Here is a 24,790-nt window from a genome sequence, read left to right on the forward strand (position 1 = left end):
CGCGCCGCGGCGGCGGCCCAGGGCACCGCCCGGTGCGGCGCCAGCTTGCCGTCGAGCGCACCGGCGGCGGCCATCTGGCCCAGCCGTTCCGCGGCCCCCCGCTCCCCGAGCTCGGCCGCACGGCGATAAAGCGCGATGGCCCGGTCGGGATCGGGCTCGGTGCCGCGCCCGGTCTCGATCATCGCGGCCTGGGCGGCCATGGCGCGCGGCAGATCGCTGTCGGCGGCGCGTTCGAACCAGCGATAGGCGCGGGCATCGTCCTGCGGCAGCAGGTTGCCGACCAGGAACCCCTGGGCAAGGTTGAACATCGCGCCGGGATCGCCGGCCTCGGCCGCGGCCTCGAGCCAGCGCAGCGCCTCTTCGGCATTGGGTTCGACATCCTGGCCCAGCAGGTAGTGCGTGCCCAGGGTGCGCTGCGCGATGGGCAGCCCGGCCTCGGCGGCACGGCGATACCAGCGCCGCGCCTCGGCGGGGTTGGCATCGACGCCGGTGCCGCGCTCATAGGCACCGGCCAGGAAATACTGCGCCTGCACGTGGCCGCCCTCGGCCGCCTGTTCGAGCCAGTGCAGTCCCTGTTCGACATTCTCGGGCTTGCCGTCGCCCTGCAGGTAGCTGCGCGCCACCGCGAACTGCGCCTCCAGATGGCCCTGTTCGGCGGCGGCCAGATACCAGTCGAAGGCGGCCTGCGGATCGCGCTCGACCCCGTCGCCCGCGGCCAGAAGCCGCGCCAGCATGACCTGGGCATTGGCATCGCCCCGGGTGGCGGCGCTGCCCAGCAGATCGGCGGCGCGGGCGGGATCGCGCGGCACCGCGTCCAGCCCCTCGGCCAGCAGAATCTGCGCCAGCAGGGTGGCGGCCTCGGCATGGTTCTGCGCCACGGCCTTTTCCAGCCAGCCCACCGCCGCCGCGATGTCGCGCGGCCCGCCGCGCCCTTCGACCAGCACCCGGCCATAGCGGTACTGCGCCAGCGGCGTGCCGGTATCCTCGGCCAGCCGTTTCAGGCCGTCGCGGACGAACCCGAAATCGCCCCGCGCCCAGGCCTGTTCGACCTCGGCCATGCTGGGCAGGTCCGGCGACGGCTCGGCGGCGCTGTCGGGGGCCGGGTCGGGCGCGGTCTCTTGCGCGAAAAGCGGCGGCGCGAGGGTCAGAAGAACAAGGAACAGGCAGGCGGGCAGGACAGAGGGGAAAAACCGGGGCATTCAAGGCCTATTCTGGCATAATCGACGGGGTTCAATGGGCGTACCCCGCCGCGGGGACGGGATCTGGGGCAAAGGTTAACGCGGAACGCCGGACCGTGCGAGCCTCAAATCGCGCTCAGTTGCCAGAGCCAGACCGCCGCCCCCGCCGCACAAAGCGCGGTGCCGAAGGGCAGCCTGCGCCGCGCCCGCAAGCCGCCCGGGGTCAGCGCCGCCGCCGCCAGCGCGCCAAGCGCCGCGACCAGCACCAGCGCCGCCAGATCCAAGGGGCCGACCAGCGCCCCCAACCCCACCATCAGCTTGACGTCGCCCAAGCCCAGCCCCTCGCGCCTGCGCAGCGCCCGGTAGCCCAGCCGCAGCAGCCAGAAACTGCCCGCACCCAGCACCGCGCCCCAGGCGGCGAAACCCGGATCGCCCCCGGGCCGCAGCGCCCAGGCCAGCGCCAGCAGCGCCAGCGTCGCGGTCAGCGGATCGGGCAGGCGGTAGTGCCGCGCGTCGATCACCGCCAGCGGCCAGAGCGTCCAGAGCACCGCGGCGATCAGCGTTTTCTCGAGCGGGCCCTGGCCCAGGATCACCGCCAGCACCGCCGCACCTGTGGCGATGATCTCGGTATAAAGCCAGAGCGGCGGGATCGCCGCGCCGCAGTGGCGGCAGCGGCCCCGGTTCCGCGCGAAGGACAGGATCGGGATCAGGTCGCGCGGCGCCAGCGGCGTGGCGCAGCTGCGGCAGGCCGAGCGCGGGGTGATAACGCCGATGCCGCGCGGCCAGCGGTCGATCAGCACGCCGAGAAAGGACCCGATGGCGGGGGAAACAAGGATCAGCAGCAGGGCGACGGCGGCGGGATCGGGCATGGCCGCGATCTAGACCACCGGTCGGCGCGGTTGGCAACGGCGGGCGGCATACCTGCGGCATGCGAGAGACGCCGTCCATTGGGCGTGCGCAATGGCGCATCAAGCGGCGTGCTCTCGTGCTCTCTGAGGTATTTTCGAACCAGAGAAGAGGGATAGGGGGCTTTCTGGTTGGCGATTGCTCCGCCCCTTCGGGCATGGTTACATGGCGCCGAGCGAGAGGATTTTCAGCAATGCATAACACGACGAACGCTGAGCGCCGCGAGGCGGGCTTTTCCCTGCTGGAACTGATGGTGGTGGTGGTGATCCTGTCGATCCTGGCGCTGGTCATCGTGCCGCGGGTCATCGACCGGCCGGATCAGGCCCGGGCGGCGCGGGCGCAGTCCGACATCGCCGCGATCGCCAGTGCGGTGAACCTCTACCGGCTGGACAACTTCCGCTATCCCACCACCGAACAGGGGCTGGCAGCCCTTGTCAGCCAGCCCTCGGCCCCGCCCGAGGCGCCGAACTGGTCGGGCTATATGGACCGGCTGCCGCAGGACCCCTGGGGCCAGCCCTATCAGTACCTGGCCCCCGGCGTGCACGGCGATTTCGACATCTTCACCTATGGCGCTGACGCCGCCCCGGGCGGGTCTGGCGCGGATGCGGATATCGGATCATGGATGGCACAATAGGCCCCGGATCAGACCCTGATACGGCCGGATTCACCCTGATCGAGCTTCTGGTCGCCGTCGCCGTCCTGGCGGTGCTGGCGGTGGGGGCGAGCCTGGCCGCGACCCGGGGCGCCGGGGAGGCGGACGACGCGCAGCGCTTTGCCGACCGGTTCGCGGCGCTGCGCCAGCTGGCGGTGCAGGGGCAAAGCCCGCGCGGGCTGCAGATCACCCCGCGCGGGCTGCGCATGGTCACCCGCCGGGACGGGGCCTGGCAGGAGGCGGGGCACGAGATCCGCTGGCGCGGGGGCGTGGGCTTTGCCCCGCAGGAGCCGCCCGGCACCGGCGATGCGCCCGACATCGTGTTCCTGCCCAACGGCCGCACCAGCGCCTTTTCGATCCGGTTCGGCAGCGGCGCGGGCCGGCTGTGCCGCAGCGACGGCTGGACGGGGCTGACATGCGACGACGCCTAGGCAACAGCCGCGGCCTGACGCTGCTGGAACTGGTGATCGCGGTGGCGGTGCTGTCGATCGGGACACTGGCCGCGCTGCGCGCCACCGACCAGTCGCGGCTGGCGCTGGCGGGGGCGCAGACCCGGCTGCTGGCGCAGGTGGTGGCGCAGAACCGCGCCGAGGAGTTGCAGCTTTACGGCAGCACCGGCGGGCCCTTGCCCGGCACGGTCGAGATGGGCGGCCGCCGCTTTGCCGTCACGGTCGAATACCAGACCACCGCGGCGGGGCTGCGGCAGGCCAGCATCCGGGCGCGGGCAGACACCGGCGAGGGCGCGCTGCTGGTGGCGGTGCTGCCGCCGCCGGGGGTGCGGTGATGCCAAGGGACCGGGGCCTGACGCTGATCGAACTGGTGGTCGCCATGGCGATCTTTGCGCTGATTGCGGTGATGGGTCTGCAGGCCCTGACAGGCGCGATGCGGATGCGCGACCGCTTGGCGGATATCGACACCAACACTGCCGAACTTGGCCTTGCCCTGGGGTTGTTGCGGGCCGATCTGGGGGCGGTGGCGCCGCTGCTTTTCTATCCGCCCGACGGGCCGCCGCTGTCGGCGCTGCGGCTGGATCCGGCGGGGCGGGTACTGGGGCTGTCGCTGACCGGACAGCCCAGCCTGCCCGCACGGCCCGGGCCGGGGCTGCAGCGCGCCGAATGGCGGCTCGATGCGGGCCGCGGCACGCTCAGCCGCCGGGTCTGGCCGGTGTTGCACCCGGCCGAGGCGGGGCAGGTCGCCCCCGAGGTGGTGCTGATGACCGGGCTGCGCGGCTGGTCGCTGCGCACCTATTGGGAGGGGATCGGCTGGGTCGCGGGCAGCACCGGCGGTCTCCAGCCCACCGCCCCCGAGACCGGGCCCGCCGATGATGATGAGGCCGCCGAGCGCCAGCCCGAAAGCTATTCCAGCAGTCTGCCCGAGGCGGTGGAGCTGACCCTGCAAACAGCCGATCTGGGCGAGATCGTGCTGGTGGAGAGCCTGAAATGAGCCCCCGCAACGGTTTCGTGCTGGTCAACGCGCTGGTGCTGGTGGCCGCCCTGGCCGGGATCGCCACCTTTCTGCTGGCCCGGGCCGAAGGCGCGCGGGCCCGGGCGTTTGAGGCGCAGGGGGCGGCACAGGCGCGGCTCTACCTCGATGCCTTCGAGGCGCTGAGCATCGGCGTCCTGACCAGCGACCGGGCCGGGGGCGCGATGGATCATCCGGGCGAGGACTGGGCCAATTCCGACTACGACGTGCCGCTGGATCGCGGCCGCGTCGCCGGCGAGATCGCGGATATGCAGGCTCTGTTCAACGTCAACTGGCTTGCCAACCCGTCCGATACCCTGGCGCGCGACGGGTTCGAGTTGCTGGTGACCCGGCTGGGGCTGCGGCCGGGCCTTGCCGAGGAGATCCCCGCCTTCCTGAGCCAGAACGGCCCCGCCGACAAGAGCGCCTATGCACGGGCCGACCCGCCGCTGCGGCCGGTGGGCGGGCCGGTAGTGTTTCTCGATCAGCTTCTCGACATGCGCGGGCTGAGCCTGCGCGATCTTGACCGGTTGCGGCCCTATCTAACGGCGCTTCCCGGCGCGCAGCCGCTCAACGTCAACACCGCGCCGGCGCTGGTGCTGCAGGCGATGATGCCCGAGATCGGCCCGGTGGTGGCCGATCGGCTGCTACAAAGCCGCAGGCTGGAGCCTTTCGTGTCGGTCGACGATTTCATCATGCGCCTGGGCGCCCTGGGGGCGACCGCGGTGCTGAGCGAGGATGATCTGCCGCGCTTTGCCGTGGGGTCGTCCTGGTTCCGCGCCGACATCCGCGCCACGCTTGACGGTCACAGCCGCCACAGGGTGACGGTTTTCGAACGTCCGCCGCTTCCCGCGGGCATCCGGGTGGCCTATCGTCTGGCCGACGTGCCGTGATCCACGCGGCCCCAGAGCAGGAGAGACGAGGCCCGTGAGTGCCGGACAGGACATCGCCCTGCATGCGCTGGGGGCAGAGACGCCCGCGGGCCGCCACGTGGCGCTGGTGCCGGGGGCGGAGGTGCCGCTTTTGGCGCTGGACCTGCCCGAACGCCTGCGCGGCCCGGCGCGCGAGGACGTGGCCCGGCGCCAGCTGCGCGACCGCATCGGCATGGATGCCGCGCGGATCGAGATGCGGCCCTTTCCCCCGCCGGGCGGCGGCGACGGCTGGCGCCGGGCGCTGGTCGCGGATGCCGAGGCGCTGGCCGGATGGCGGGCGCAGGCGGGGCCGGGCTGCCGCGCGGTGCTGCCCGATTACCTGGGCCTGCCCGCCGCCGCCGATCTGTGGTCGATCAACGTGACATCAGGCTCTGTTCAGGCCCGACTTGGGCTGGAGGACGGGTTTTCCGCCGATCCCGATCTGGCCCGGCTGATGCTGGACCGGGCGCTGGAGGAGGGGGATCCGCCCGCCCCCAAGGCAGTGCTGCTGAAGGGCGAGGATGCCGGGATCGGGGCGCTGTTTGCGGCGCGCGACATCCCGGTCGTGTCCGAGGCGGCGGCGCTTGATCCGCTGGGCATCACCGCGCCGCAGGTGCTGGGGCATGGCGAAATGAGCTTTGATCTGCGCACCGATCCGCGCGCCGCGCGCGACCGGTTGCGCGCGCGGGTGCTGCCCTGGCGCTGGCCGCTGCTGATCGGGCTGCTGGCCGCGGGCCTTTGGGGTGCGGCACAGGTTGTGGGCACCCGGGCGCTGGAGCGGGAGATCCGCGCCGAACGCGCCGCGACCCTGGCGCTGGTGCGCGAAAACTTCGTGCCCACCGGCCCGGTGCTGGACGTGCGCACCCAGGTGGCGCGGGCGCTGGCGGCGCGGCAGGACGCGGCACGGGACTGGCGCGGGCGGGTGTCGCCGCTGACGCTGCTGGGCCAGATCGCCCGGGTGGTGGATGACAGCGGCGCGGTGTCCGAGGACTACGGCTTTGACCGCGACGTCTGGACCGTGGTGCTACGGCTGGGGGATTTCGCCGCTGCCGAGGCGCTGGTGAGCGCGCTGCGCGAGGCCGGGCTGCAGGTCGAGGTGGCGGATCTGCGGGTCAGCGACGGCGACAGCGGCGTGCGCGCCGAATTGCAGGTGAGGGCCGGGGAATGAGCGAGAGGCTGATCGACCTGCTGCTGCAGCGCGCGCCGCGCGAACGTCTGCTGCTGGGGCTGCTGGTGATCGCGGTGCTGCCCGCCGCCCTGTGGTTCGCGGTGCTGGAGCCGATGGCGGCGCGCCGCGCCGAGGCGCGTGCGGAACTGGCCGAGGTCCGTGCCCTGCAGGGCTGGGTCGCGGCGCGGGCCGCTGAAATGGCCGCCCTGGGCCAGGCCGAGAACACCGGCCCCGCCGCGCCGATCGGGCTTTCCGCGCTGGAACAGAGCCTGATATCGGGCGATCTGCGCGCCGCCGTCACCGGCCTTGCCAACCGCGACGGCGGCGGCATCGACCTGCGGTTCGAAGCGGTGGAATTTGCCGTGCTGATGGGCTGGCTCAGCCGCCAGGACCCGGGCTGGGGCTATGACATCGCGGCCTTCCGCATCACCCGCGGCGAGGAACCCGGCGTGGTGGCGGCGGAATTGCAGCTGGTACCGCAGGTTTGAAAAGGGACGGATGAGCGGGGATCGCCCCCGGTCGGGGGCGATACGAGAGACGCTGTCTCTCGTGCTCTCTGGAGGTATTTTGCCAAGAAGAAGGGGGTATGGGTGGGTTTGTGCCCGTCAGCCCAGGGCCTTGAGGCGGACCTTGATGCTGGCCTGACGGCCGGCAAGGGCACCCAGAGGGTCAAGCTCGGGATCGGATGTCAGCACTTCGGTGATCGCGGCGTCGGCGGCGCGCAGCAGGCTCTTGCCGGTGGCCGGATCGCCTTGCTGGATCGCGATGAGGCCCAGTTCGTGTTCGGCGGTGGCGGCGACCGACAGGGCGGCGCGGCGGGCGGTGCCTTGCTGGCCCTGGGCCAGAGCCCGCGCTTCGCGCCGGGCGGCGGGGAAATCGCCCGCGCGCAGCAGGGAATGGGCGTATTCGAGCCGGATTCGCGGCTCCAGCGGGCCCGCGCGGGTCAGAAGCCGCGCATAGGTGCGGCTGGCCTGATCGAACTTGCCGTCCTCGAGCGCATCGCGGGCGGCAAAATACTGGTTGCGAAAGCCCGCGTCGGTGGTCGAAGGGCCTTCTTCGCAGCTGACGAGCGTCAGCACGGCGAGGAGAAGAACCCCCGCCCGAACGGTGTGATATCGCTGCATTGCCTGCTCATTTTCGGTTTTTTATGTTTTTGGTTTTGAATAGTATTTTATCATGTAAGCCTTTGCGCGTCTACGTGTTTCACCGCCCGGTTTCGGGGCTCCTGTCGGATTCTTGCTGCGTCATGCGTCTTTTGGCCTTTCTTGCCGCCCTGGCCGCCCTGGCCGCCACCGCCCTGGCGGGGCAGGAGCTGTGGCAGACCTGGCAGGATCCGGTGCCCGAGCGCGCCGTGGCCGTGGCTGCCGCCAGCCCCGAGGCGCTGCCCGAAACGCCCCGCAGCGCCGCCCCGCCGCGCGACTGGCCCGCGCTTTTCGGCACCCGCGTCGTGCCCGAACCGCAGCCCCCCGCGCCGCCGCCGCCCAAGCCCGAGCCGCAGCCGCCTGCCCCCCCGGCGCCGCCTATCGAGAGCCTGGGCTACAGCCTCAAGGGCGTGGTCAGCGACGGCGACAGCCGCTGGGCCATCGTTTCGCACCCCACCGGCGAGGAACTGCTGAAGGTGGGCGATCCGCTGGGCGAGACCTATACCGTCACCGCCATCGACGTGCAGGGGCTTTGGGGCGTCAGCAGCCCCGGCGCCGAGCCGCAGCTTCTGGGGTTTGCCAAATAAGGCACAGGTCGCGAAAAGCCGCTGACGCGCGGGCATCCGGCGGATGCCTTTTGTGCCGAGCTCCGCTAGAGTGATGCAAAACAGACCGCAAGACGCCCCGGAAGAGGCGCCCCAGAGACGGCAGAGAGCAGGACATGACAGGTGTGAAACGGATGCGGGCGGCAGTGGTCGCCCTGATGCTGGCCCTTGGCGGGCTGAGCCTTGGCCTGCCCGGCCCCGCGCGGGCGCAGGTGGCGCTGGATCTGCGCGACGCCGATCTGCGCAGTTTCGTGCAGATCGTGTCCGAGGCGACGGGCCGCAACTTCGTGCTTGACCCGCAGGTGCGCGGCACGGTGACGGTGCTGGCCCCTGGCACGATGAGCCCGGCCGCGCTTTACGAGGTCTTTCTCAATGTGCTGGAGCTCAACCGGCTGACCATCGTCGAGGGGATCGATGCCGACCGGATCGTGCCGCTGGGCACCGCGCGCGAACTGTCGCCCGGGGCCGGATCGGGCGGTTACGAGACCCGGGTGATCGAACTGCGCAGCGCCACCCCGCAGGAGGTGATCGAGGTCATCCGGCCGCTGCTGCCCTCTGAGGCGGTGGTGTCGAGCGTGCCGGGCTCGCGGCTGATCATCCTGTCGGACCGGGGCGGCAACCTGCGCCGGATCACCGACCTGATCGCCCGGCTGGACGCGCCGCGCGCCGATCCCATCGAGATGGTGCGCCTGCGCAATGCCGATGCGGCGGAGGTGCTGCAGGTGGTGCAGGCGATGGACCTGGTGCCGCAGGGCGCCAGCGTCACCGTCGACCGGCGGTCGAACGCGCTGGTGGTGTCGGGGCCCGAGGACCTGCGGGCCCGCGTACGCGCGCTGGCCGGGCGGCTGGACGGGCAGCAGGGCACGCAGGCCTCGTCGGTGGTGCAGGTCAACTATGCCGATGCGGCGGCGTTGGCGGATGTGGTGCTGCGGTCCTTTTCGACCCCTGCCGCCGGGCCCGAAGCCACCGCCGGTGACATCCGCATCATCGCCGAGCCGCAGACCAATTCGCTGCTGATCACCGCCCCGCAGGACCGCATGCACGACATCGTCGCGATGATCCGGCACCTTGACCGCCGCCCGACCCAGGTGCTGGTCGAGGCGGTGATCTTCGAGATGTCGGTCGAGGGCTTTTCCGACCTGTCGCTGCAGTTCGGCGCGGTGCTGAACGACGCGGTGGTGGGCGGCGTGCAATTCGCGCTCGAAGGGCGGCCCAGCCTCACCAGCCTGGTGTCGTCGGTGCTGAAACAGGAGGGCAACGACGTCGGCGCGGGCGGCAGCCTGGGCGCGGTGTCGGGCAATTCCAAGGAAGGCTTTGCCGCGTTTCTCTCGGCCATCGCCCAGACCAATTCCACCCGGCTGCTGTCGACCCCGTCGATCATGACCGTCAACAACCAGGAGGCCGAGATCGTCGTGGCGCAGAACGTGCCCTTCGTCACCGGATCCTTTACCGCGACCGAAGGGGCGGCGCCGGAAAACCCGTTCCAGACCATCGAACGGCAGGACGTGGGCCTGACCCTGGCGGTCACGCCGCAGATCAACGCCGACAACACCGTGCGCATGACCGTCAAGCAGGAGGTCAGCAACCTGACCAACAGCCAAAGCTCCGCGGGCGGCGAGATCACCGCGCGGCGGGCGCTGTCGACCACGGTGCTGGTCAAGGGCGGCAACGTGATCATGCTGGGCGGGCTTCTGGAAGACGGGTTCGGCTCGATCAGCCAGAAGGTGCCGGGGCTGTCGAAACTGCCGCTGGTGGGCGGGCTTTTCAAGGGCAAGAACACCAACAAGAACCAGCGCGTGCTGCTGGTGATGCTGCGCCCGCGGATCGTCAATTCCGACGAAGAGGCCAAGCGCCTGACCCGCGAGGTCGCGCGCGACGCGAAAAAGGCGAGCCTTGCCATCCAGCCCCGCGATCAGGAAAGGTATCCGCGCACGCCTTCGGGGGTCCTGCCGTTCGACGGTGCGGATCTCAACCAACCCTTTGATGCCGGATTCATTGATGACGTCGCCCAAAGACGCAACTTCCCGCCGCTTCCCACCCGGCTCCGCTTCGCCGGAAACTGATCCGCGTCCGGGCGCCGTGGCGCGTCTGCCCTTTGCCTTTGCGCGCGATCACCAGGTGGCGCTGGATGGGACCACGCTCATTGCGGGGCCGGGGGCGTCGCTGCCCGGGCTGCGCGAGGCGCGGCGCCGCGCGGGCGGGCCGGTGCAGCTGTCGCAGCTCGACATCACCGGGTTCGAGGCGGCGCTGGCGCGGCTGTATCAGGGCGGTGAGGCAGGCGAGGCGCAGGACGATCTGCTGTTCGATCTCGAGGACAGCGCGCGCCCCGTGCGCGAACGCGACCTGCTCGAGGATGCAGAGGATGCGCCGGTCATCCAGCTGGTGAACCAGCTTTTGCGCCGGGCGGTGCTGGCGGGGGCATCGGATCTGCACGTGGAACCCTACGAGGGGGGCCTGCGCGCGCGCATGCGCATCGACGGATTTCTGCAGACGGTGATGGACCGTGGCGACGTGCCTGTGCGCCGCATCGTGTCGCGGCTCAAGGTCATGGCGGGGCTGGACATCGCCGAAACCCGGCTGCCGCAGGACGGGCGCATTCCGCTGCGTCTGGGCGGGCGGCTCATCGACACGCGGGTGAGTTCCCTGCCCGGCAATTACGGCGAACGGGTGGTGCTGCGGATCCTCGACCGGTCCACCGGGCTGATGCCGCTGGACGGGCTGGGGCTGTCGCGCGACCAGATCGCGCTGCTGGAACGCATGTCGGCGCTGCCCAACGGCATCATCCTGGCCACCGGGCCCACCGGGGCGGGCAAGACCACGACGCTTTATTCGCTGCTGAAGCTCGCCAACCGGGACGAACGCAACATCGTCACGGTCGAGGATCCGATCGAATACGACCTGCCCGGTGTGAGCCAGTCGCAGATCAATGCCGAGATCGGCATGACCTTTGCCGCCGGGCTGCGCGCCACCCTGCGCCAGGACCCGGACGTGATCCTGGTGGGCGAGATCCGCGACGGCGAAACCGCGGGCGTCGCCGCGCAGGCGGCGCTGACCGGGCATCTGGTGTTTTCCTCGCTGCACGCCAATGGCTCGGTGGGGGCGGTGGTGCGCCTGCGCGATCTCGGCCTCGACAACTTCCTCATTGCCGCGACCCTGCGCGGGGTGATCGCGCAGCGGCTGTTGCGCAGGCTCTGCCCCGAATGCCGCGAGCCGCATCCCCCGACGCCGTCCGAGGCGGCGTTCTTCGACAAGCATGGGCTGGCGCTGCCGCTGTCGATCCACGCTCCCGTGGGCTGTGACGCCTGCAACCAGTCGGGCTATGCGGGCCGGGTCGGCATCTTCGAGATGCTCGAGGTGACAGAGGATCTGCGCGCCGCCATCGACCGCGGCGTGTCGGAAACCGAGCTGCGGCACATGGCGCTCGATGCGCGCGAAACGCTGGTGGGCCAGGGGCTGGGCGAGGTCGCCGCCGGGCGCACGTCGCTGGCCGAAACCCTGCGGGTCGTGGGCGACGTGGCATGAGGAACGGGGCATGAGAGCCTGGGCCTATACCGCCTATACCGACACCGGCAAACGCCGCAGCGGCACCATCGTCGCGGAAACCGAAGCCGCCGCCGCGCAGGAACTCGAGGGCAAGGGGCTGTTCGTCTCGGAACTGATGGATCGCGGCCAGCGGGCGGGCGGGGCGCGGGGTCGGCGGCCGGGGCGGGCGAGGCGGCTCAACACCGATCTGCAGGCGGTCTTCACCCGCCAGATGGCGGTGCTGCTGAGCGCCGAACTGCCGGTGGAGGCAGCATTGGAAGCGGTGCGCTCGGGCGGCAGTGCCGGCGCGCTGGATGCGGTGGCGGCGCAGGCGCGCGCGGGCCTGATGGAAGGGCAGGCGCTGTCGGATGCGCTCGAGGCGTCGGGCGCGGGCTTTGCGCGCTATTACATCGCCGCCCTGCGCGCGGGCGAACGGGCGGGCGATCTGGCGGCGGTGTTTTCCGAACTTGCGGATTTCCTGGAAACCCGCGGCCAGGACCGGGCGCAGATCGGCGCGGCGCTGGTGTATCCGGCCTTCGTCGCCGCCGTGGCGCTGCTGGTCTGCGGCATCCTGATGACCTCTGTCGCGCCCGAGATCGTGGCGATGTTCGAACTCTCGGGGCGGCCATTGCCCGAGATCACGCAGTGGGTGCTTTGGGTCAGCGACGGCATCCGCGCGCATCTGTGGCTGATCGGCGGCGCGGCCCTGGGGATCGCGGTGCTGATCTTCCTGTCGGGGCGGGTGGGGCCCTTGCGCGATGCGCGCGACGGTCTGATCCTGCGCCTGCCGGTCGCGGGGCGGCTGATGCGGCTGGGGGCGGCGGTGCAGTACCTGCGCACCTTGGCGCTGGTGCTGGGCAGCCGCCACGCGGTGCTGGCGGCGGTGGATTCAGCGGGCGAGGTGCTGGACGTCACCCGCTTCAAACGCCAATCCGATGCGGTCTCCGAGGCGGTGCGGCAGGGCGAAAGCCTGTCCATGGCGCTGGAGCGGCTGAGCTTCATCCCGCCGGTGGCGCGCCAGCTGGTCAGCGCGGGCGAGATGTCGGCGCGGCTGGCACGCATGGCCGAACGCGCCGCGGTCTTGGTCGAGAACGGCCTTTCGACCGAGCGCAAGCGCATCGCAGCACTTCTGGAGCCGATGCTGATGATGCTGGTGGGCGGCCTGGTGCTGGTGGTGGTGCTGGCGGTGCTCTTGCCGATCTTCGACCTGCAGGCGGTTGTGGCGGGGTGAGCAATCTCCCCGGAAACGCTCCGGGGGAGCGTTTCGCTTGCGAACGGGCGGAGCCCCGGGATGGCTTCCCCGGAAAGCCCCGAGGTCGCCCTCTCTAGAAACGCCCCCCGTCAGATCGGCCGGCAGAGCAGCGATGACATGATCGGCAGGTCGCGCGGGGTCGGATCGACCACCGACAACACCTCCCATCCGGTCCGCTCCAGAATCCCGGTCAGGTGGTCCAGCCGGTAGCTGGCCTTGAGATCGGGCTTTTCCGGCACCAGCTGCTGAAAGGGCGTGTCGTCCTCGTGCAGGAAGGCCGAAAAGAACAGGTGCCCACCCTCGCGGATATGCCGCCGCAGAAAGGCGAAGGTCAGCGCCGCCTCGGGGGGATCCTGGTGGGTGATGACCGAGAACATCGACACGATGTCAAAGCGTCGGCCGCCCAGGTCGACGCTGTCGTAGGGCGCCTCGGTTTGGCCTTTGCGGTTGTACATCCGGTTGGCAACGTTGACATGGTGATAGGCAAAGCGCGGGTCGTCCACCGCCTCTTGTAGAAACTCGATCAGCGGACGATGTACGTCGAGCCCTGTATAGCTGCCCAGTGGCAGGTCGAGGTTGAGGAAGCTTTCGCTGAACCGCACGCCGCAGCCGTGATCCAGAAGATCGCGCCCGGTCAGATCGGGAATGCCGATGCGTTCGCACATATACTCGATCAGCATGCGCCCGGTTTCAGCAGGCGTGTCATGCTCCCGCACCGTCTTGGCGTTGCGGTTGAATTCTTGCGGGACGATCAGCATGGTAGATCCTTTTGCAAAGGCGTATTAAGCAATAGCAAGGATCAGCACGCCCCGACAGGGTTCTTGTACGCCCGATACCAGTCGATGACCCGCTGCACCCTTCGTTCAGCAGCAGGCAAGGGCGGCGGGGGTGTTCGGTGAGTCCAATAATGAAGATTATGTAATTAAGTCGGCAAAACGCCGGATCACACCGGGATCGGACAAAGACGCTATTCCGCCAGTCCACACATCAGAGCCGACCGTGACCCGCCGTGCCAGCGCCGGACCGGGGACGGCGCGGCTGATCTTTGAGCGGAGGCGCTTTATGGCGGCCAGATCACTCTTCGCTCAAAGCGTCGGACCAGCGGCAGCCAAAGCGCCGGCCCATGGGGCCGGTCCGGCGCTGGCACGGCGGCCGCCCCGGGCGGCCTTGATCCCGTGCCGGGGAGCGAGAACAACCCTGTTCCCGAAGCCGTGGCTCGCCAAGCGTGACAGTCCGGCGTTGGACAAGACCCCCTTTGCCTGAGCCCGTACGGGCAAAAACGGTGGTTTTTGCCGGTGCCAGAAACGTATGCGTTTTGGCGCGGGCTCTATCCGCTTTTGTACCCAACCCAACCGGAAGATTAGATCAAACCGGCCCTAATCGCGGGGAAGGTCATTTAGAAGGAGGGCTTTGTCCTCCTTCTTTTTTCATCGGTGCAAGCCGTAATTTTACTTTTCTAGGCCTGAGAGGATCATCGAAAGTGTTTGCCTGATTGCATCCTCGTCAGTTTCTTCCAAGAGCTGATCGACTAGAGCTTCGTCTGACAGAACGCTGAGCGTCGCAATTTCGTCTGCTATGTTCCCCATGCCTTCCGCAAAAGGTTCTCTAGCAACGGATGCCATAGCCGGTTGGCTTTCGTTCTGGCTTTGCTGCTCTACAAGAAGTCCTTCACGTTGAGCCTTCTTCCTCGCTAATTTACGAGCCCGTCGGATCGACTCTGCCTTCTCACGAGCCTTCTTCTCTGAAGGTTTCTCAAAATGCTGTCTAAGCTTCATTTCGCGGAATACACCTTCACGCTGAAGCTTCTTCTTCAAGACTCTGAGCGATTCAGAAACTCTGTCAGTCTCTGAAGAACGCAAAATGTTCTGCTTGGAGTCGTTCATTGGACACCTCTTTCGCGGTCGCTCTTACTTGAAACCCTGATGAAGTCGTTTAGCGCGGGGCTACCCCGTGTTTTGACCCGATAGCGTATCTTGGCCTTGGCTGCGGCCACTTCTTTTCCGGAAAGACCTGTGCTTTGCGAGAGCTGTTTCGAGTTTTGCCAGTCCACGCCTTTTATGACGGCGATCAGTAACAGTCGCCCATGGCATGGGGCTGGGAACAGTGAGAAGAGATACACAATAGCTTTGCGATACTCGTTCTGTTCATTGGTCTTGATGAGCACTTGCTCAGTAGAGGGAGAGCGGTTGACCTCAGTGGCTTCAAGATGGTGCCGAAGCAGTTGTCTCTCCAGTTTCTGCTGCCGAGTTCTGTTTCTTAGATCATCACGTTCAGATCGATAGCTTGGAGCTACGTCTCTGGTTGAACCGTTTTTGGCCGGATCATGACGGCGCAAATATTCATCCGCCATCCTCTCGACTTCATTGTGACTGGACTTGCTCACTTTCCGTTTCGCTTGACTAGGTTTGCCTTGCTTATGTGGCGTGGCAGTTGAGCCAGGGCTTAGTGTATACTGCCGCACAGGTCTGGCTTCCTTCATTGTTATCACGCTCCATTAGAGACTTGTATCTTAGGGCTCAGGTGAAATCTAAATTAGAATATTTTTTCAGATTCTTTTTCTCAAACCACTCACGACCGAGCCCTTCATAGTGAAACCTACTTCCTCAGGTTAAACTAAGATGGAAAGTGATAACCCCATGTTTTATCTCGCCATTGGTGTTCTGTATGTTGCGATGGGCGGACTGTACCTTGCTCATTTTTCCGGCTGGTTGTGAGGCGATGCCATGGTATCGTGTTTTTCTGAAACCGGCCATAAACGGTCGTTTTTGTCACGACCCATAAGTCCCCCGAGTTTCAGGTATTTGGCTCTGCCAAAACCCCCTGACAAAACCGATCTGGTTCCGGCACGGTTTTGACCAGACTTTCGGCGCGGCGCGCCCCTACAGCCGTCCCAGCACCGCGGCGAGCCAGAGGGCGGCCTGGGCGGGCTTGCTCTGGCGGTAGAGGTGCAGGCGCGTCAGGCGGATCAGGCGCCGGGGCAGCGGGGCGGCGCGCATCGCGGCGAAGGCGTCGAGCAGCGCGCGGTTTTCGGGCGTCAGCCGGTCCTTCACCGCCCCGAGTGCTGCGATGTTGGTGGCGTTCCAGTCGCGGAAATCGCCGCGCAGCAGCTGGCGGATGCGTTTGCACCGGGCGCGCAGATGATCGTTGGCGCCGATCTGGTTGCCGCTGTGTTGGCGGTAGAGCAGCGTCGGTGCGTCGTCATGCACCACCACGCCCCCTGCCCCGGTGACCAGCAGATAGGCCCACCAGTCGTGCACCACCACGTCCCGGACCACTTCGGTGGCTTCGGCCAGCAGCGCCGCGGCGGCGGGGTTGAGCAGGATGGTGTTGCCCGACGCGATGTTCTGCACCAGCGCGTTGCGGAACCCCGGCGGGCGCGGGCGCGGCACCGACCGGCGGCGGGTGGCGAGGTTCGCATCGGTGATCCAGGTGCGGCTGCAGTAAAGCGCGGGCACGCCCTCGGGCACCGAAGACAGCGCCGCGCGGCCCCGGCTCAGCCGGTCGGGCAGCCAGACATCGTCCTGATCGCAAAAGGCCATGAGGCTGCCCGCGGGCATCAGCCGCCGCCACTGCCCGATCAGGAAGAGAAAGTTCTGAGCGGCACCCCGTCCGGGCCCTTCAAGGCAGATGACCTGCCGACGTGGCATCTGGTCCTTGAATGCGGCAACCAGCGCCGCAGTCGCATCGCACGATCCATCATCGCTGATCAGAAGCCGCCAGTTCGAATCGTCCTGCACGACCAGACTGTCAAGCTGATCGGGCAGGTCCGCGGCTCCCTTATATACCGCCAGAAGAATACCAACAGCCGGAAGCTTTGGATCAAGCTGCTCCGCAGGGGGGAGGGGCATGTCTTGCAAGGTCACCTGTGAACTCATGCTGAAGCGCAATTTCCGCGGGGTCCGTCCATCTGGATGGTTGCTCTCCCTACATCAGCAGTGTTCAGAACACCTGGGCGCATTTCATAACCGGGCCACGTAGACGGCCCCCCTTCTGAAATCGTCCGTAAACCGATTTCGCGATGACATCCATGGAACACTCTGGCGTTTAGAATTACCAAGCAAGCGTCGATGAATCCAGTGGACAGGGCAGGACGCAGATGTCCGGTTCCGGACTCGCTGAGGGCCCCGCCATGCGGGCCATGCAGAGGCGCGCCCGACCCTCCTTCACCATCTCACGCAGGAACAAGGGCCGGCCGGAATTCTCGGACGCGCATCGCCCGCCTCCAAAGACACCATCGCCGCCTTCCGGACGGTGGCATTCGGATCAAAAGTTGCTTAAGCGAGGGCAAAGCAATCGACACAGGAACAGGACATGACACGACGCAAGGGCATCATCCTCGCCGGAGGATCAGGAACCCGGCTCTACCCGATCACCACCGGGGTCAGCAAACAGCTCCTGCCGATCTACGACAAGCCGATGATCTATTACCCGCTGTCGGTGCTCATGCTGGCGGGCATCCGCGATATCTGCATCATCACCACCCCGCAGGACCAGGAACAGTTTCAGCGCACCCTGGGCGATGGCCACCAGTGGGGGCTGTCGCTGAGCTATATCGTGCAGCCCAGCCCCGACGGGCTGGCCCAGGCCTATCTGCTGGCCGAAGGATTCCTTGCCGGGGCCCCTTCGGCGCTGGTGCTGGGCGACAACATCTTTTACGGCCACGGCCTGCCGGAACTGCTGGCCGGGGCGGATGAAAAGCCCGAAGGCGGCACCGTCTTCGGCTACCGCGTGGCCGATCCCGAACGCTATGGCGTGGTGGATTTCGATGCCGAGGGCCGCGCCACCGCGATCATCGAAAAGCCCGAGGTGCCGCCGTCGAACTACGCGGTCACCGGGCTTTACTTTCTCGATGGCACGGCGCCTGCGCGCGCCAAGGAGGTAAAGCCCTCGGCACGCAATGAGCTCGAGATCACCACGCTGCTGGAAATGTACCTGCACGACGGGCTTCTGGACGTGAAACGCATGGGCCGCGGCTATGCCTGGCTCGACACCGGGACCCACGGGTCGCTGCTCGATGCGGGGAATTTCGTGCGCACCCTGGAAAAGCGCCAGGGCCAGCAGACCGGCTGCCTGGAAGAGATCGCCTTCGACCAGGGCTGGATCGACGAGGCCGCCCTCGAGGCCCGTGCGAAGGTCTTTGAAAAGAACGACTACGGACGCTACTTGCGACAGCTTATCACTCGCTGACATTCGCTTGTGAGGCCCAGACCAATCCCATAGTCTCGCAAAAACCGAATGCCCGGGGGAGCCCAGTCATGACATATGCCGCCGCGTCCTCCGAAGCGGATCAGCCAGAGCCTGACCGGAGCGGGACGGCGCACCTGCCTGTCGAGTGGGATGCAGGCTTTGCCGGACTGCCCGATCCTTCGACGTTTGACGTCGCCGACGGATCGGGCGCGCTGCAAGATGCGCCCCTGTATTTCTGGCTGGCGAAGCTGCAGCAGCCGCGTACGCTGGTCGAACTGGGCGCGCACCGGGCAATCCCCTATTTTGCCGCCTGCGCCGCTGTGGCCAACTCCGACCGACAAAGCCTGTGTTATTCCATCGCCGAACCGGATGACGACCGGACGCTACATGTCCGAACCCAAGCGGGACAGGATCACAACGCGGCCCTTTATGCCATGCGGTCGCAACTGCTGTACTGTCCTTTCGCCGAGGCCGCCGAAAGCTTTGCCCCCGGCAGCATCGATCTGCTGATGCTGGATACCACTGTCCTGACCGATGATCCGGCGTCTTTGATGCAGGACTGGCGGGCGCGGCTTTCGGAACATGCGGTGCTGGTGCTGAACGGGCTGGACCACACCCCGGCGCGCCAGCTGTTCGACAAGCTTCGAGCCGAACGCCCGGGGCTGGCGATCAACGGCGTGGGTGTGCTCGCTATGGGCACGGACTGTCGGCTGGCCGAACCACTGGCGGCGTTGGCTTGCGATGCGTCGCGCGCGCAGGGATTTTCCACCCTCTTCGCCTGGCTTGGCAAGGCGGCGCAGGCGGCCCGTACCACGGCCGAACCTCCAGCCCTCGGCACCGCCGCTGACACTGACACAGAGGCAGAGGCAAGGCCCGAGGCCACGGCGACCGAACGCCGCCAATGGAGCGAAATCGCACGCCTGACACAGTCCCTGATCGCCTTGAAGCAGGAAGACGAATCCGAGGCGCTGCGTGCTCGGTTGAAGGATGCCGAAACCCGGCTGGCGGATCTTCAAAGCGCCGTCAACGCGCTGCAACACAACATCCCCGAAGCCCTGGCCGCCGTCGCCGCGCCAGAGCGGCCCCCCGGGGCGGTGTCGCGGCGTCTGTCAACGTCCCTGCGCCGCCTGGAAAAGCGGATTCGCGAGGCCGGCCTGATTGATGCCGAGTGGTACCTGCGACACAATCCGGACCTCTCGGATCAAGGGCTGGACCCTGTGCGACATTATACCTTACATGGCATCAGCGAGCGGCGATTGCCCCGTGATATGACCAAACCCTTTTCCAGGAAGACACGCTGAGGACCGGCCCGCAAACCCTTCCTGAAACGACTGAAAGGCCTGTGACAGATGCAATGCAACCTTTGCGGTGAAACCCGCTTTCTGGATCAAGGGGTACGAAAGAGCGTGCGCTGCGCCGGCTGCGGATCTCTGGAACGTACCCGCATGCTTTGGCTTCACCTCTCGGCGATGAACATCGGGCCCGACACCCGGGTGCTGCATATCGCGCCCGAGCGCGGAATCTTCAAGAAATTGCAGAGCCGGATCACACCCGAAAATTATCATTTCGCGGACCTCTTTCCGGAGCTTTTCAAATTCGCCAAAGGCTGCCGCAAGATTGATCTGACCGATCTCGATCACTGGCCTTCACAAGAATACGACCTGATCATACACAGCCACGTGCTCGAGCATATTCCCTGCAACCTCGCCTATCCGGTCTATCATCTGCACCGGATGCTCAAGCCGACGGGCAAGCATGTCTTCATCGTGCCTTTCATGCCCGGAAAATATGCCGAGAACTTCCAGGATATCTCCGAGGAAGAGCGTGTGCGGACCCTCTCGCAAAAGGATCATGTGCGCCGGTTCGGGCGTGAGGACGTGCCGACGCATCTGGGCTCGATCCTCGATCTGCCCGAAAACTGGAGTGCCGAAAGGACGGTTGGTGCAGAACAGCTCAGGGCCGCCAATATCCCCGAACGCGAATGGAACGGCTTTACCGGCTGCAGCGTCATGGTCCTGGACCGCGATGCCATGAAGTTTCTCGGCCGCGGCTAAACCTCAAGGACCCGTATGTACAGTAACCCCTTCTTCATCAGCCCCGCCACCGCGGTTCCCGATCTGGGTAGCGACACCACGCTCAACCATATGCGCGCGGTGGGCCTGAACACCGGCAACATGCTGTTTTCCCGGGCCCTGCAAAAGGTGCTCGCACCGACCAGCGGAACACCGGTTTCGAGTGCCAATCCCAAAGATCTTCTCAAGGTTCACAAGAACCATGACAGCATCGTGCTGGCGGCGGCCAACTGGCTGCAGCCGCGCACGGATCTCGGGGACAGGGCCGCGGTCATCGAACAGACCGACCTGCCCTGCTTCGTGATCGGCATCGGTGCGCAGTCGGGCAGCGTCACGCGGATCCCCGAACTCACCGAAGGGACCAAGCGGTTCCTCAAGGTGGTATCGGAACGCAGCGCCGCCATCAGCGTGCGCGGGGCCTTCACCGCCGAGGTGCTGGCGCATTACGGAATCCACAATGTCGAGATCACCGGCTGTCCGTCACTCCTGATGATGGATCCGGTGCCGCCAAAGCTGAACGGGTCCGCCACACCGCCGACCCGCATCTCGATCTCGGGCTCGCGCGGGCTGCCCAGCGAAGCGCAGCTCACCGCCAAATCCCCGACCCATCGCCTGTCGCGTCTTTTCGCCAAACTGATCCAGACCGACGACGTGGATTTCGTGGCGCAGGCCGAAATACCCGAGATCAACCTGATCCTCGAAGGGATCACCCGGGATGAACCGCACCGCGAGGAATGGCTGCGCTTTGCCGAGCAGTATTACGGCATGCCTCTGGACCAGCTGACGCCGCTGCTGCGCAAGCGCATGAAGGTCTTCTTCAACCTGCCCGACTGGCTGGACTATCTGGGCAGCCGCGATTTCGTCATCGGGACCCGCCTGCACGGTGCCATCGCCGGTCTGCTGGCGGGCACGCCTTCGGTGCTGATCGTGCACGACAGCCGGACACGCGAGATGGCCGAGAACATGGCGATTCCGGCCATCGAAGCCAGCCGTATCACGGACAGCATTCCCTATGCCGAAATCTACCAGGAAGCGAATTTCGATCGCTTCAACCTGGGGTACATGACCTATTATCACAGGTTCCGCGCATTTTTCGAACGCAACCGGTTGAATCACGCCCTCAACCCCAACGCCTGAGGAACAGGATTGGCGGGCCCTATGACGGGGCCCGCTCCACTTCGCACAACCGCCGCCAATCACTCTTGAGCACCCGGCTGTTGCGGTGTGAGATGCGCACCTTGTGCGCCGTTGCGGACAGCGCCGAATAAGTGCCCGCCGTCCCTTCGGGCCAGATCATCAGCCCCCCCGGCGCCAATCGCGCGGCAAGTTTGCCCCCCGCCTCGGATCCGGGATCCTCGGACAACACCAGCAGGCTGAACTCGCCCTCGGGCAGGGCCTGGAGCGTCTCGGCACGCGTGACCCGGAACATCCGCTCTCCGAGCGCCTTGGCCAGGGCCTTGTCAAAGCCCACAAGCCCGGCCGCCGCGCCACGATGCGCGCGCCAGTCGTGCGCGAGCCGCTGATAGAGCTTGCGCTCCAGCCCGTCGCTGCCGCAGGTCCCGCAGCGGCCTTGCGCATCGAAGGAATTCCAGGCTTCGCAAATGTTGCAGCGGGTGGTGTCGCGAAGTTGCAGCCGGTCCATGTCATGGACACTGTCCAACGTATGCGGATGGGCGATGGCCGTATGTTCATCCATCACCGCAGTCAGCCGCGGCAGCGTCTTGACGGTCAGCGACGAGATCGATGACATCGTGTCGAGCTTTTTGCCCCGGCTTTCCAGGAAATAGCTGAATTCCACATCGGTATTGCCCTGCGGAACATCGTCGGAAAACGCCGCCCCATGCCCGACCGCGTCGCGGCGCAGGATATAGACCCCGCCCTGTACGTGCCGGAAGGCATGACCGGGGTGCTGCTTGGCAAAGCCGGTGTGGCGGAAGCGCTCGAAATCGGGATGCGCGACGATCTCGTCGCCGCGGGTGAATTTCGGCATGTGGCACAGCGTGCCGCCCATGGCGGTGCCGGGATTGGCGCGCATCTCCTCGAGCAGGTGACGTTCCCAGCCATGCCGCGCGATGAACCCTTCCTTGGAGCACACATAAACCGTGAACACCGCATCGCTCGAGGCAAGGGCAAGGTTGGTCGCCGGTCCGCAAAAGCGGTTCTTGCGCAGCCGCAGCAACCGCATCTGCGGCATCGTCCGGGCGGTCTCGAGCAGCATGTCGCGGAACGCCGGATCCGATCCGTTGTCGACCACGGTCAGCGTATAGGGCGTGGTGGTGTGCGTACGAATGCGGCGGATGATCTCGCGCGTTTCATCGATGTCCTGATACTCGGGCGTATTGTAGGTCACCAGAACGATGTCGATCAGGTTTTCTTCCCAGGTATCGAAATAGGTCTGCATCGTGCGGCCCAGACCGACGCCCCGGTCGACAAAGCTTCGGGCGTCGCGCAGCATCCCGTCAAGCCGGTCGGGGGCCATCGCCGCAAGCCGCCGCACCCCGTCGGCCAGGGCGGTCGCATCAGCGGGCGGCGTCAGAATCGCGGTGATCTCGTCATCGAGGAAATCCGGAATCGACGACACCGTGGTGGTCACCACCGGGCGGCCCGCCGCCATCGCTTCGAGGATGATGGTGGGAAAGCCTTCGGTATCGCCGTTTTCCGCGACGATACTGGGCACCACGACGAAATCCGCCGCCGCAAGCGCGTCGCGCACCGCCTTGCGCCCATCCAGGGGACCGTGGAACACCAGGTTTGTCAGGCCAAGCGCCTTGGCTTTTTCGCGTACCTGCGCATCCAGCGGTCCGTAGCCGTAGACATCGAAGGCGACCTTGTCGTCCTTCAGTTCCGCGGCCGCCGCGATCAGCGTCTCGATCCCCTTCTTCTCGACGAAGCGGCCAACGAAGATCCCGCGGCGCGGCGCGTCCGCCACGGGCGGGGCCTTGGCCGCCACTTCACGAAAGATATCGAGATCGACGGCCTGGAAATTGTAGGCGATCTTCTCGGTCGGTACGCCGAGATTTTCCAGAAAGCCGCGGTGGTGATCTCCGTGCACGAAAAGCCGCAGGCAAAGCGGGTCCGCGACCACCTCGGCGATGCGGTTCCGAAGGACATTTTTTTCGTGAAAGATGTCGACCGCATGGGCAAAGAAGGTGAACGGGATCCCCGCCGCCTGACACGCCGGCCAGGCCATCAGCGTGGTCGCAGGATAGGCGAAATGCGCATGCACCAGACTGCGGTCGCGCTCGGTCAGCAGCCGCGCCAGATGCTCGTGGTTTTCGACCCGGTGAGCGGTGATCGGAAAGCCGAGGGTTGCGGCCTTGTCCGGGTCGACATGGTAGAAAACCTCGACATCGACCCCCTCGCGCACCAGCCATTCCAGTTCGGCCAGCACGAAGCTCTGGCTCAGCGCCGGCCAGTCCCAGAGCACGTAACCGATCTTCGGTGCCTCAAGCCCGCGGCGGAAACGTTCGCAGCGCAGCTTGGCCAGCACCGCGGCCTTGTTGTCCTCGAGCGACACGGTGCGGGTGATATTGCCAAGCCGGTCGCCGTCGAGGAAATAGTCGACCCCCACGAAGGGCAGGAAGACCGGTTCGTAAAGCCGCGTGTAGCGCAGGATCAGATCCCAGTCGACCAGCCGCTTCAGCCCTTCGTCGAACCCGCCATACTGATCGTAGATCTCGCGCCGGTGCATGAAGACGTTGAGGTCGATGAAATTGGTTCCGATCATCCGCTGGCGGTCGTAGGAGCGGCCGTTGAGATACTTGTTGTCGTTGTCCAGATCGTTCATCGCGAGGCCCGCATAGGCGGTCATGACCTCGTCGCATTCGGCAAAAAGCGCGCACATGATACGCAGGTAGTCCCGCCGCCAGAGGTTGTCGCTGTCGAGATAGGCGATCATGTCGCCCCGGGCCGCCGCCAGTCCGACGTTGCGCGCGCCGCTGACCCCGGTGTGATCGGATTCGAGCAACCGGATGCGGCCGCTCTTCAGTTCAGGTGCGAATTCGCGGCGCACCCTGGCGACGGTGTCGTCGGTGCTGCCGTCGTCGACCAGCAGGATCTCGAAGGGGGGCAGCGACTGGTTGAGCGCGCTTTTCAGCGCCCGCCCGACCACATCCGCCCGGTTCCAGCTCGGCATGACCACCGACACCTGCGGCGCGGGAGCTTCGGCAAGCAGAGCGTCGGCCACCTCGATTTCGGCCGGGCCTGGCTGTTCGAGCAGGTCGTCGGCTTCATTCGGCAGCGCCGCCAGCATGCGGCTCCGGCGCAGATCGGTCAGCCAGGGATCGGGACCGGTCGCGGGGGCCAGCGCTGAGGTCGGCAGATCATTGGCGCCTGCGCCGTTGCGCCGGGCGCGGCGGCCTTCGGCCCGGCCCGAACGCAGGTAATGCACCAGCGGGTTTACACCCGCGCGCGCGACATCGGGGTTGTCCTCAAGATAAAACCGGGTCGAAAACTGCGGTGACGGATCGCGCAGCATAAGCGCACCCACCCAGAGATAATGTTCTTCGGGCTTGAGGCCGGTCATATCGACATCGGGGAATTCGCTGACGTACCAATCGGCATCAAAGAGCGGCGACGCCGCCAGCTGGGCAACCTCTTGCGGATGCGGTCGCCTGACTTTCAGAAAGGGAGGTTCGTTGTGCTTCATCGTCGAAATATCCGTCATATCAATCTCATTTTCCGTCGTGGGACAAACCGTGAGCAATGTGGTCGGAACTGCAAAAGTGCACCCCG

General features: G+C 66.5%; 22 protein-coding genes and 1 pseudogene. 15 read left to right on the plus strand and 8 right to left on the minus strand.

Going from position 1 to position 24,790, the window contains the following annotated elements; translation table 11 throughout:
* Both ACOXXX_RS18010 and ACOXXX_RS18015 read right to left on the minus strand, forming a co-directional pair.
* Positions 1-1,199 (minus strand): SEL1-like repeat protein (locus ACOXXX_RS18010; protein ID WP_422827999.1); only part of this gene is annotated, 1,199 nt, incomplete at its 3' end.
* 104 nt (positions 1,200-1,303) lie between these two features.
* A complete protein-coding gene (locus ACOXXX_RS18015) occupies positions 1,304-2,047 on the minus strand; it encodes a prepilin peptidase (protein WP_422828000.1) in 744 nt (247 codons plus the stop codon).
* Positions 2,048-2,277: 230 nt separating this feature from the next.
* Between ACOXXX_RS18015 and gspG the strand changes: the two genes are divergently transcribed.
* The 7 genes from gspG to gspM are packed head-to-tail and all read left to right on the plus strand — an operon-like array spanning position 2,278 to position 6,764.
* Positions 2,278-2,718 (plus strand): type II secretion system major pseudopilin GspG, encoded by a 441-nt coding sequence (gspG, locus tag ACOXXX_RS18020; RefSeq protein WP_422828001.1) that lies wholly within the window; start codon positions 2,278-2,280, stop codon positions 2,716-2,718.
* Positions 2,703-3,167: a prepilin-type N-terminal cleavage/methylation domain-containing protein gene (locus tag ACOXXX_RS18025; protein WP_422828002.1), complete on the plus strand. Its 465-nt coding sequence runs from the start codon at positions 2,703-2,705 to the stop codon at positions 3,165-3,167. Before gspG ends, ACOXXX_RS18025 begins: the two co-directional genes overlap by 16 nt.
* Complete coding sequence (locus ACOXXX_RS18030; protein ID WP_422828003.1) at positions 3,152-3,520, plus strand: type IV pilus modification PilV family protein; 369 nt, start codon at positions 3,152-3,154, stop codon at positions 3,518-3,520. Before ACOXXX_RS18025 ends, ACOXXX_RS18030 begins: the two co-directional genes overlap by 16 nt.
* Complete coding sequence (locus ACOXXX_RS18035) at positions 3,520-4,179, plus strand: type II secretion system protein GspJ (RefSeq protein ID WP_422828004.1); 660 nt, start codon at positions 3,520-3,522, stop codon at positions 4,177-4,179. The genes ACOXXX_RS18030 and ACOXXX_RS18035 overlap by 1 nt, the downstream gene beginning before the upstream one ends.
* Positions 4,176-5,090 carry a type II secretion system minor pseudopilin GspK gene (gspK, locus tag ACOXXX_RS18040; RefSeq protein ID WP_422828005.1) on the plus strand — a complete coding sequence of 305 codons (915 nt, stop codon included), beginning with the start codon at positions 4,176-4,178 and terminating at the stop codon, positions 5,088-5,090. Before ACOXXX_RS18035 ends, gspK begins: the two co-directional genes overlap by 4 nt.
* Positions 5,068-6,276 carry a type II secretion system protein GspL gene (gene gspL, locus ACOXXX_RS18045; RefSeq protein ID WP_422828085.1) on the plus strand — a complete coding sequence of 403 codons (1,209 nt, stop codon included), beginning with the start codon at positions 5,068-5,070 and terminating at the stop codon, positions 6,274-6,276. Before gspK ends, gspL begins: the two co-directional genes overlap by 23 nt.
* The gene (gspM, locus tag ACOXXX_RS18050; RefSeq protein ID WP_422828006.1) at positions 6,273-6,764 is read left to right on the plus strand and encodes a type II secretion system protein GspM; all 492 of its coding nucleotides are present in this window, start codon (positions 6,273-6,275) and stop codon (positions 6,762-6,764) included. Before gspL ends, gspM begins: the two co-directional genes overlap by 4 nt.
* Before the next feature lie 117 nt (positions 6,765-6,881).
* Here gspM and ACOXXX_RS18055 read toward each other — a convergent pair whose 3' ends face one another.
* Entirely contained in the window at positions 6,882-7,400 is a 519-nt protein-coding gene (locus tag ACOXXX_RS18055) for a hypothetical protein (RefSeq protein ID WP_422828007.1), read from the minus strand.
* Positions 7,401-7,522: 122 nt separating this feature from the next.
* Here ACOXXX_RS18055 and ACOXXX_RS18060 point away from each other — a divergent pair, with 122 nt between their 5' ends.
* From ACOXXX_RS18060 to ACOXXX_RS18075, 4 genes are all read left to right on the plus strand, one after another.
* Complete coding sequence (locus ACOXXX_RS18060) at positions 7,523-8,005, plus strand: hypothetical protein (protein WP_422828008.1); 483 nt, start codon at positions 7,523-7,525, stop codon at positions 8,003-8,005.
* Between the two features lie 134 nt (positions 8,006-8,139).
* Positions 8,140-10,086, plus strand: a complete 1,947-nt coding sequence (gene gspD / locus ACOXXX_RS18065; protein ID WP_422828009.1) for a type II secretion system secretin GspD — start codon at positions 8,140-8,142, stop codon at positions 10,084-10,086.
* A gap of 16 nt (positions 10,087-10,102) precedes the next feature.
* The gene (locus ACOXXX_RS18070) at positions 10,103-11,545 is read left to right on the plus strand and encodes a GspE/PulE family protein (protein WP_422828010.1); all 1,443 of its coding nucleotides are present in this window, start codon (positions 10,103-10,105) and stop codon (positions 11,543-11,545) included.
* A gap of 10 nt (positions 11,546-11,555) precedes the next feature.
* Entirely contained in the window at positions 11,556-12,776 is a 1,221-nt protein-coding gene (locus ACOXXX_RS18075) for a type II secretion system F family protein (RefSeq protein ID WP_422828011.1), read from the plus strand.
* A 110-nt stretch (positions 12,777-12,886) separates the two neighbouring features.
* On the opposite strand, the gene ACOXXX_RS18080 is transcribed toward ACOXXX_RS18075, so the two are convergent.
* The 4 genes and pseudogenes from ACOXXX_RS18080 to ACOXXX_RS18095 form a co-directional block, all read right to left on the minus strand.
* A complete protein-coding gene (locus tag ACOXXX_RS18080; protein WP_422828012.1) occupies positions 12,887-13,555 on the minus strand; it encodes a class I SAM-dependent methyltransferase in 669 nt (222 codons plus the stop codon).
* Between the two features lie 900 nt (positions 13,556-14,455).
* Positions 14,456-14,680 (minus strand): annotated as a pseudogene (gene rpsU, locus ACOXXX_RS18085) (30S ribosomal protein S21); the annotation flags it as partial.
* Positions 14,677-15,147 (minus strand): hypothetical protein, encoded by a 471-nt coding sequence (locus ACOXXX_RS18090; protein WP_422828013.1) that lies wholly within the window; start codon positions 15,145-15,147, stop codon positions 14,677-14,679. The pseudogene rpsU and the gene ACOXXX_RS18090, both read right to left, overlap by 4 nt.
* Positions 15,148-15,676: 529 nt before the next feature.
* Positions 15,677-16,645, minus strand: a complete 969-nt coding sequence (locus ACOXXX_RS18095; RefSeq protein WP_422828014.1) for a glycosyltransferase — start codon at positions 16,643-16,645, stop codon at positions 15,677-15,679.
* Positions 16,646-17,108: 463 nt separating this feature from the next.
* Here ACOXXX_RS18095 and rfbA point away from each other — a divergent pair, with 463 nt between their 5' ends.
* The 4 genes from rfbA to ACOXXX_RS18115 all read left to right on the plus strand — a co-directional run bounded on the left by rfbA (position 17,109) and on the right by ACOXXX_RS18115 (position 21,193).
* Complete coding sequence (rfbA, locus tag ACOXXX_RS18100) at positions 17,109-17,984, plus strand: glucose-1-phosphate thymidylyltransferase RfbA (protein ID WP_422828015.1); 876 nt, start codon at positions 17,109-17,111, stop codon at positions 17,982-17,984.
* Positions 17,985-18,052: 68 nt separating this feature from the next.
* Entirely contained in the window at positions 18,053-19,285 is a 1,233-nt protein-coding gene (locus tag ACOXXX_RS18105) for a hypothetical protein (RefSeq protein WP_422828016.1), read from the plus strand.
* 144 nt (positions 19,286-19,429) lie between these two features.
* Complete coding sequence (locus tag ACOXXX_RS18110; RefSeq protein WP_422828017.1) at positions 19,430-20,038, plus strand: hypothetical protein; 609 nt, start codon at positions 19,430-19,432, stop codon at positions 20,036-20,038.
* A 15-nt stretch (positions 20,039-20,053) separates the two neighbouring features.
* Positions 20,054-21,193 (plus strand): polysaccharide pyruvyl transferase family protein, encoded by a 1,140-nt coding sequence (locus ACOXXX_RS18115; protein ID WP_422828018.1) that lies wholly within the window; start codon positions 20,054-20,056, stop codon positions 21,191-21,193.
* Positions 21,194-21,212: 19 nt separating this feature from the next.
* Here the strand turns inward: ACOXXX_RS18115 and ACOXXX_RS18120 are convergent, their stop codons facing one another.
* Positions 21,213-24,722, minus strand: coding sequence for a glycosyltransferase (locus tag ACOXXX_RS18120; protein ID WP_422828019.1), 3,510 nt, complete (start codon positions 24,720-24,722; stop codon positions 21,213-21,215).
* Positions 24,723-24,790: the final 68 nt, after the last annotated feature.

The sequence above is a fragment of the Thalassococcus sp. BH17M4-6 genome (assembly GCF_049323015.1).
Classification (GTDB): Bacteria; Pseudomonadota; Alphaproteobacteria; order Rhodobacterales; family Rhodobacteraceae; genus Puniceibacterium.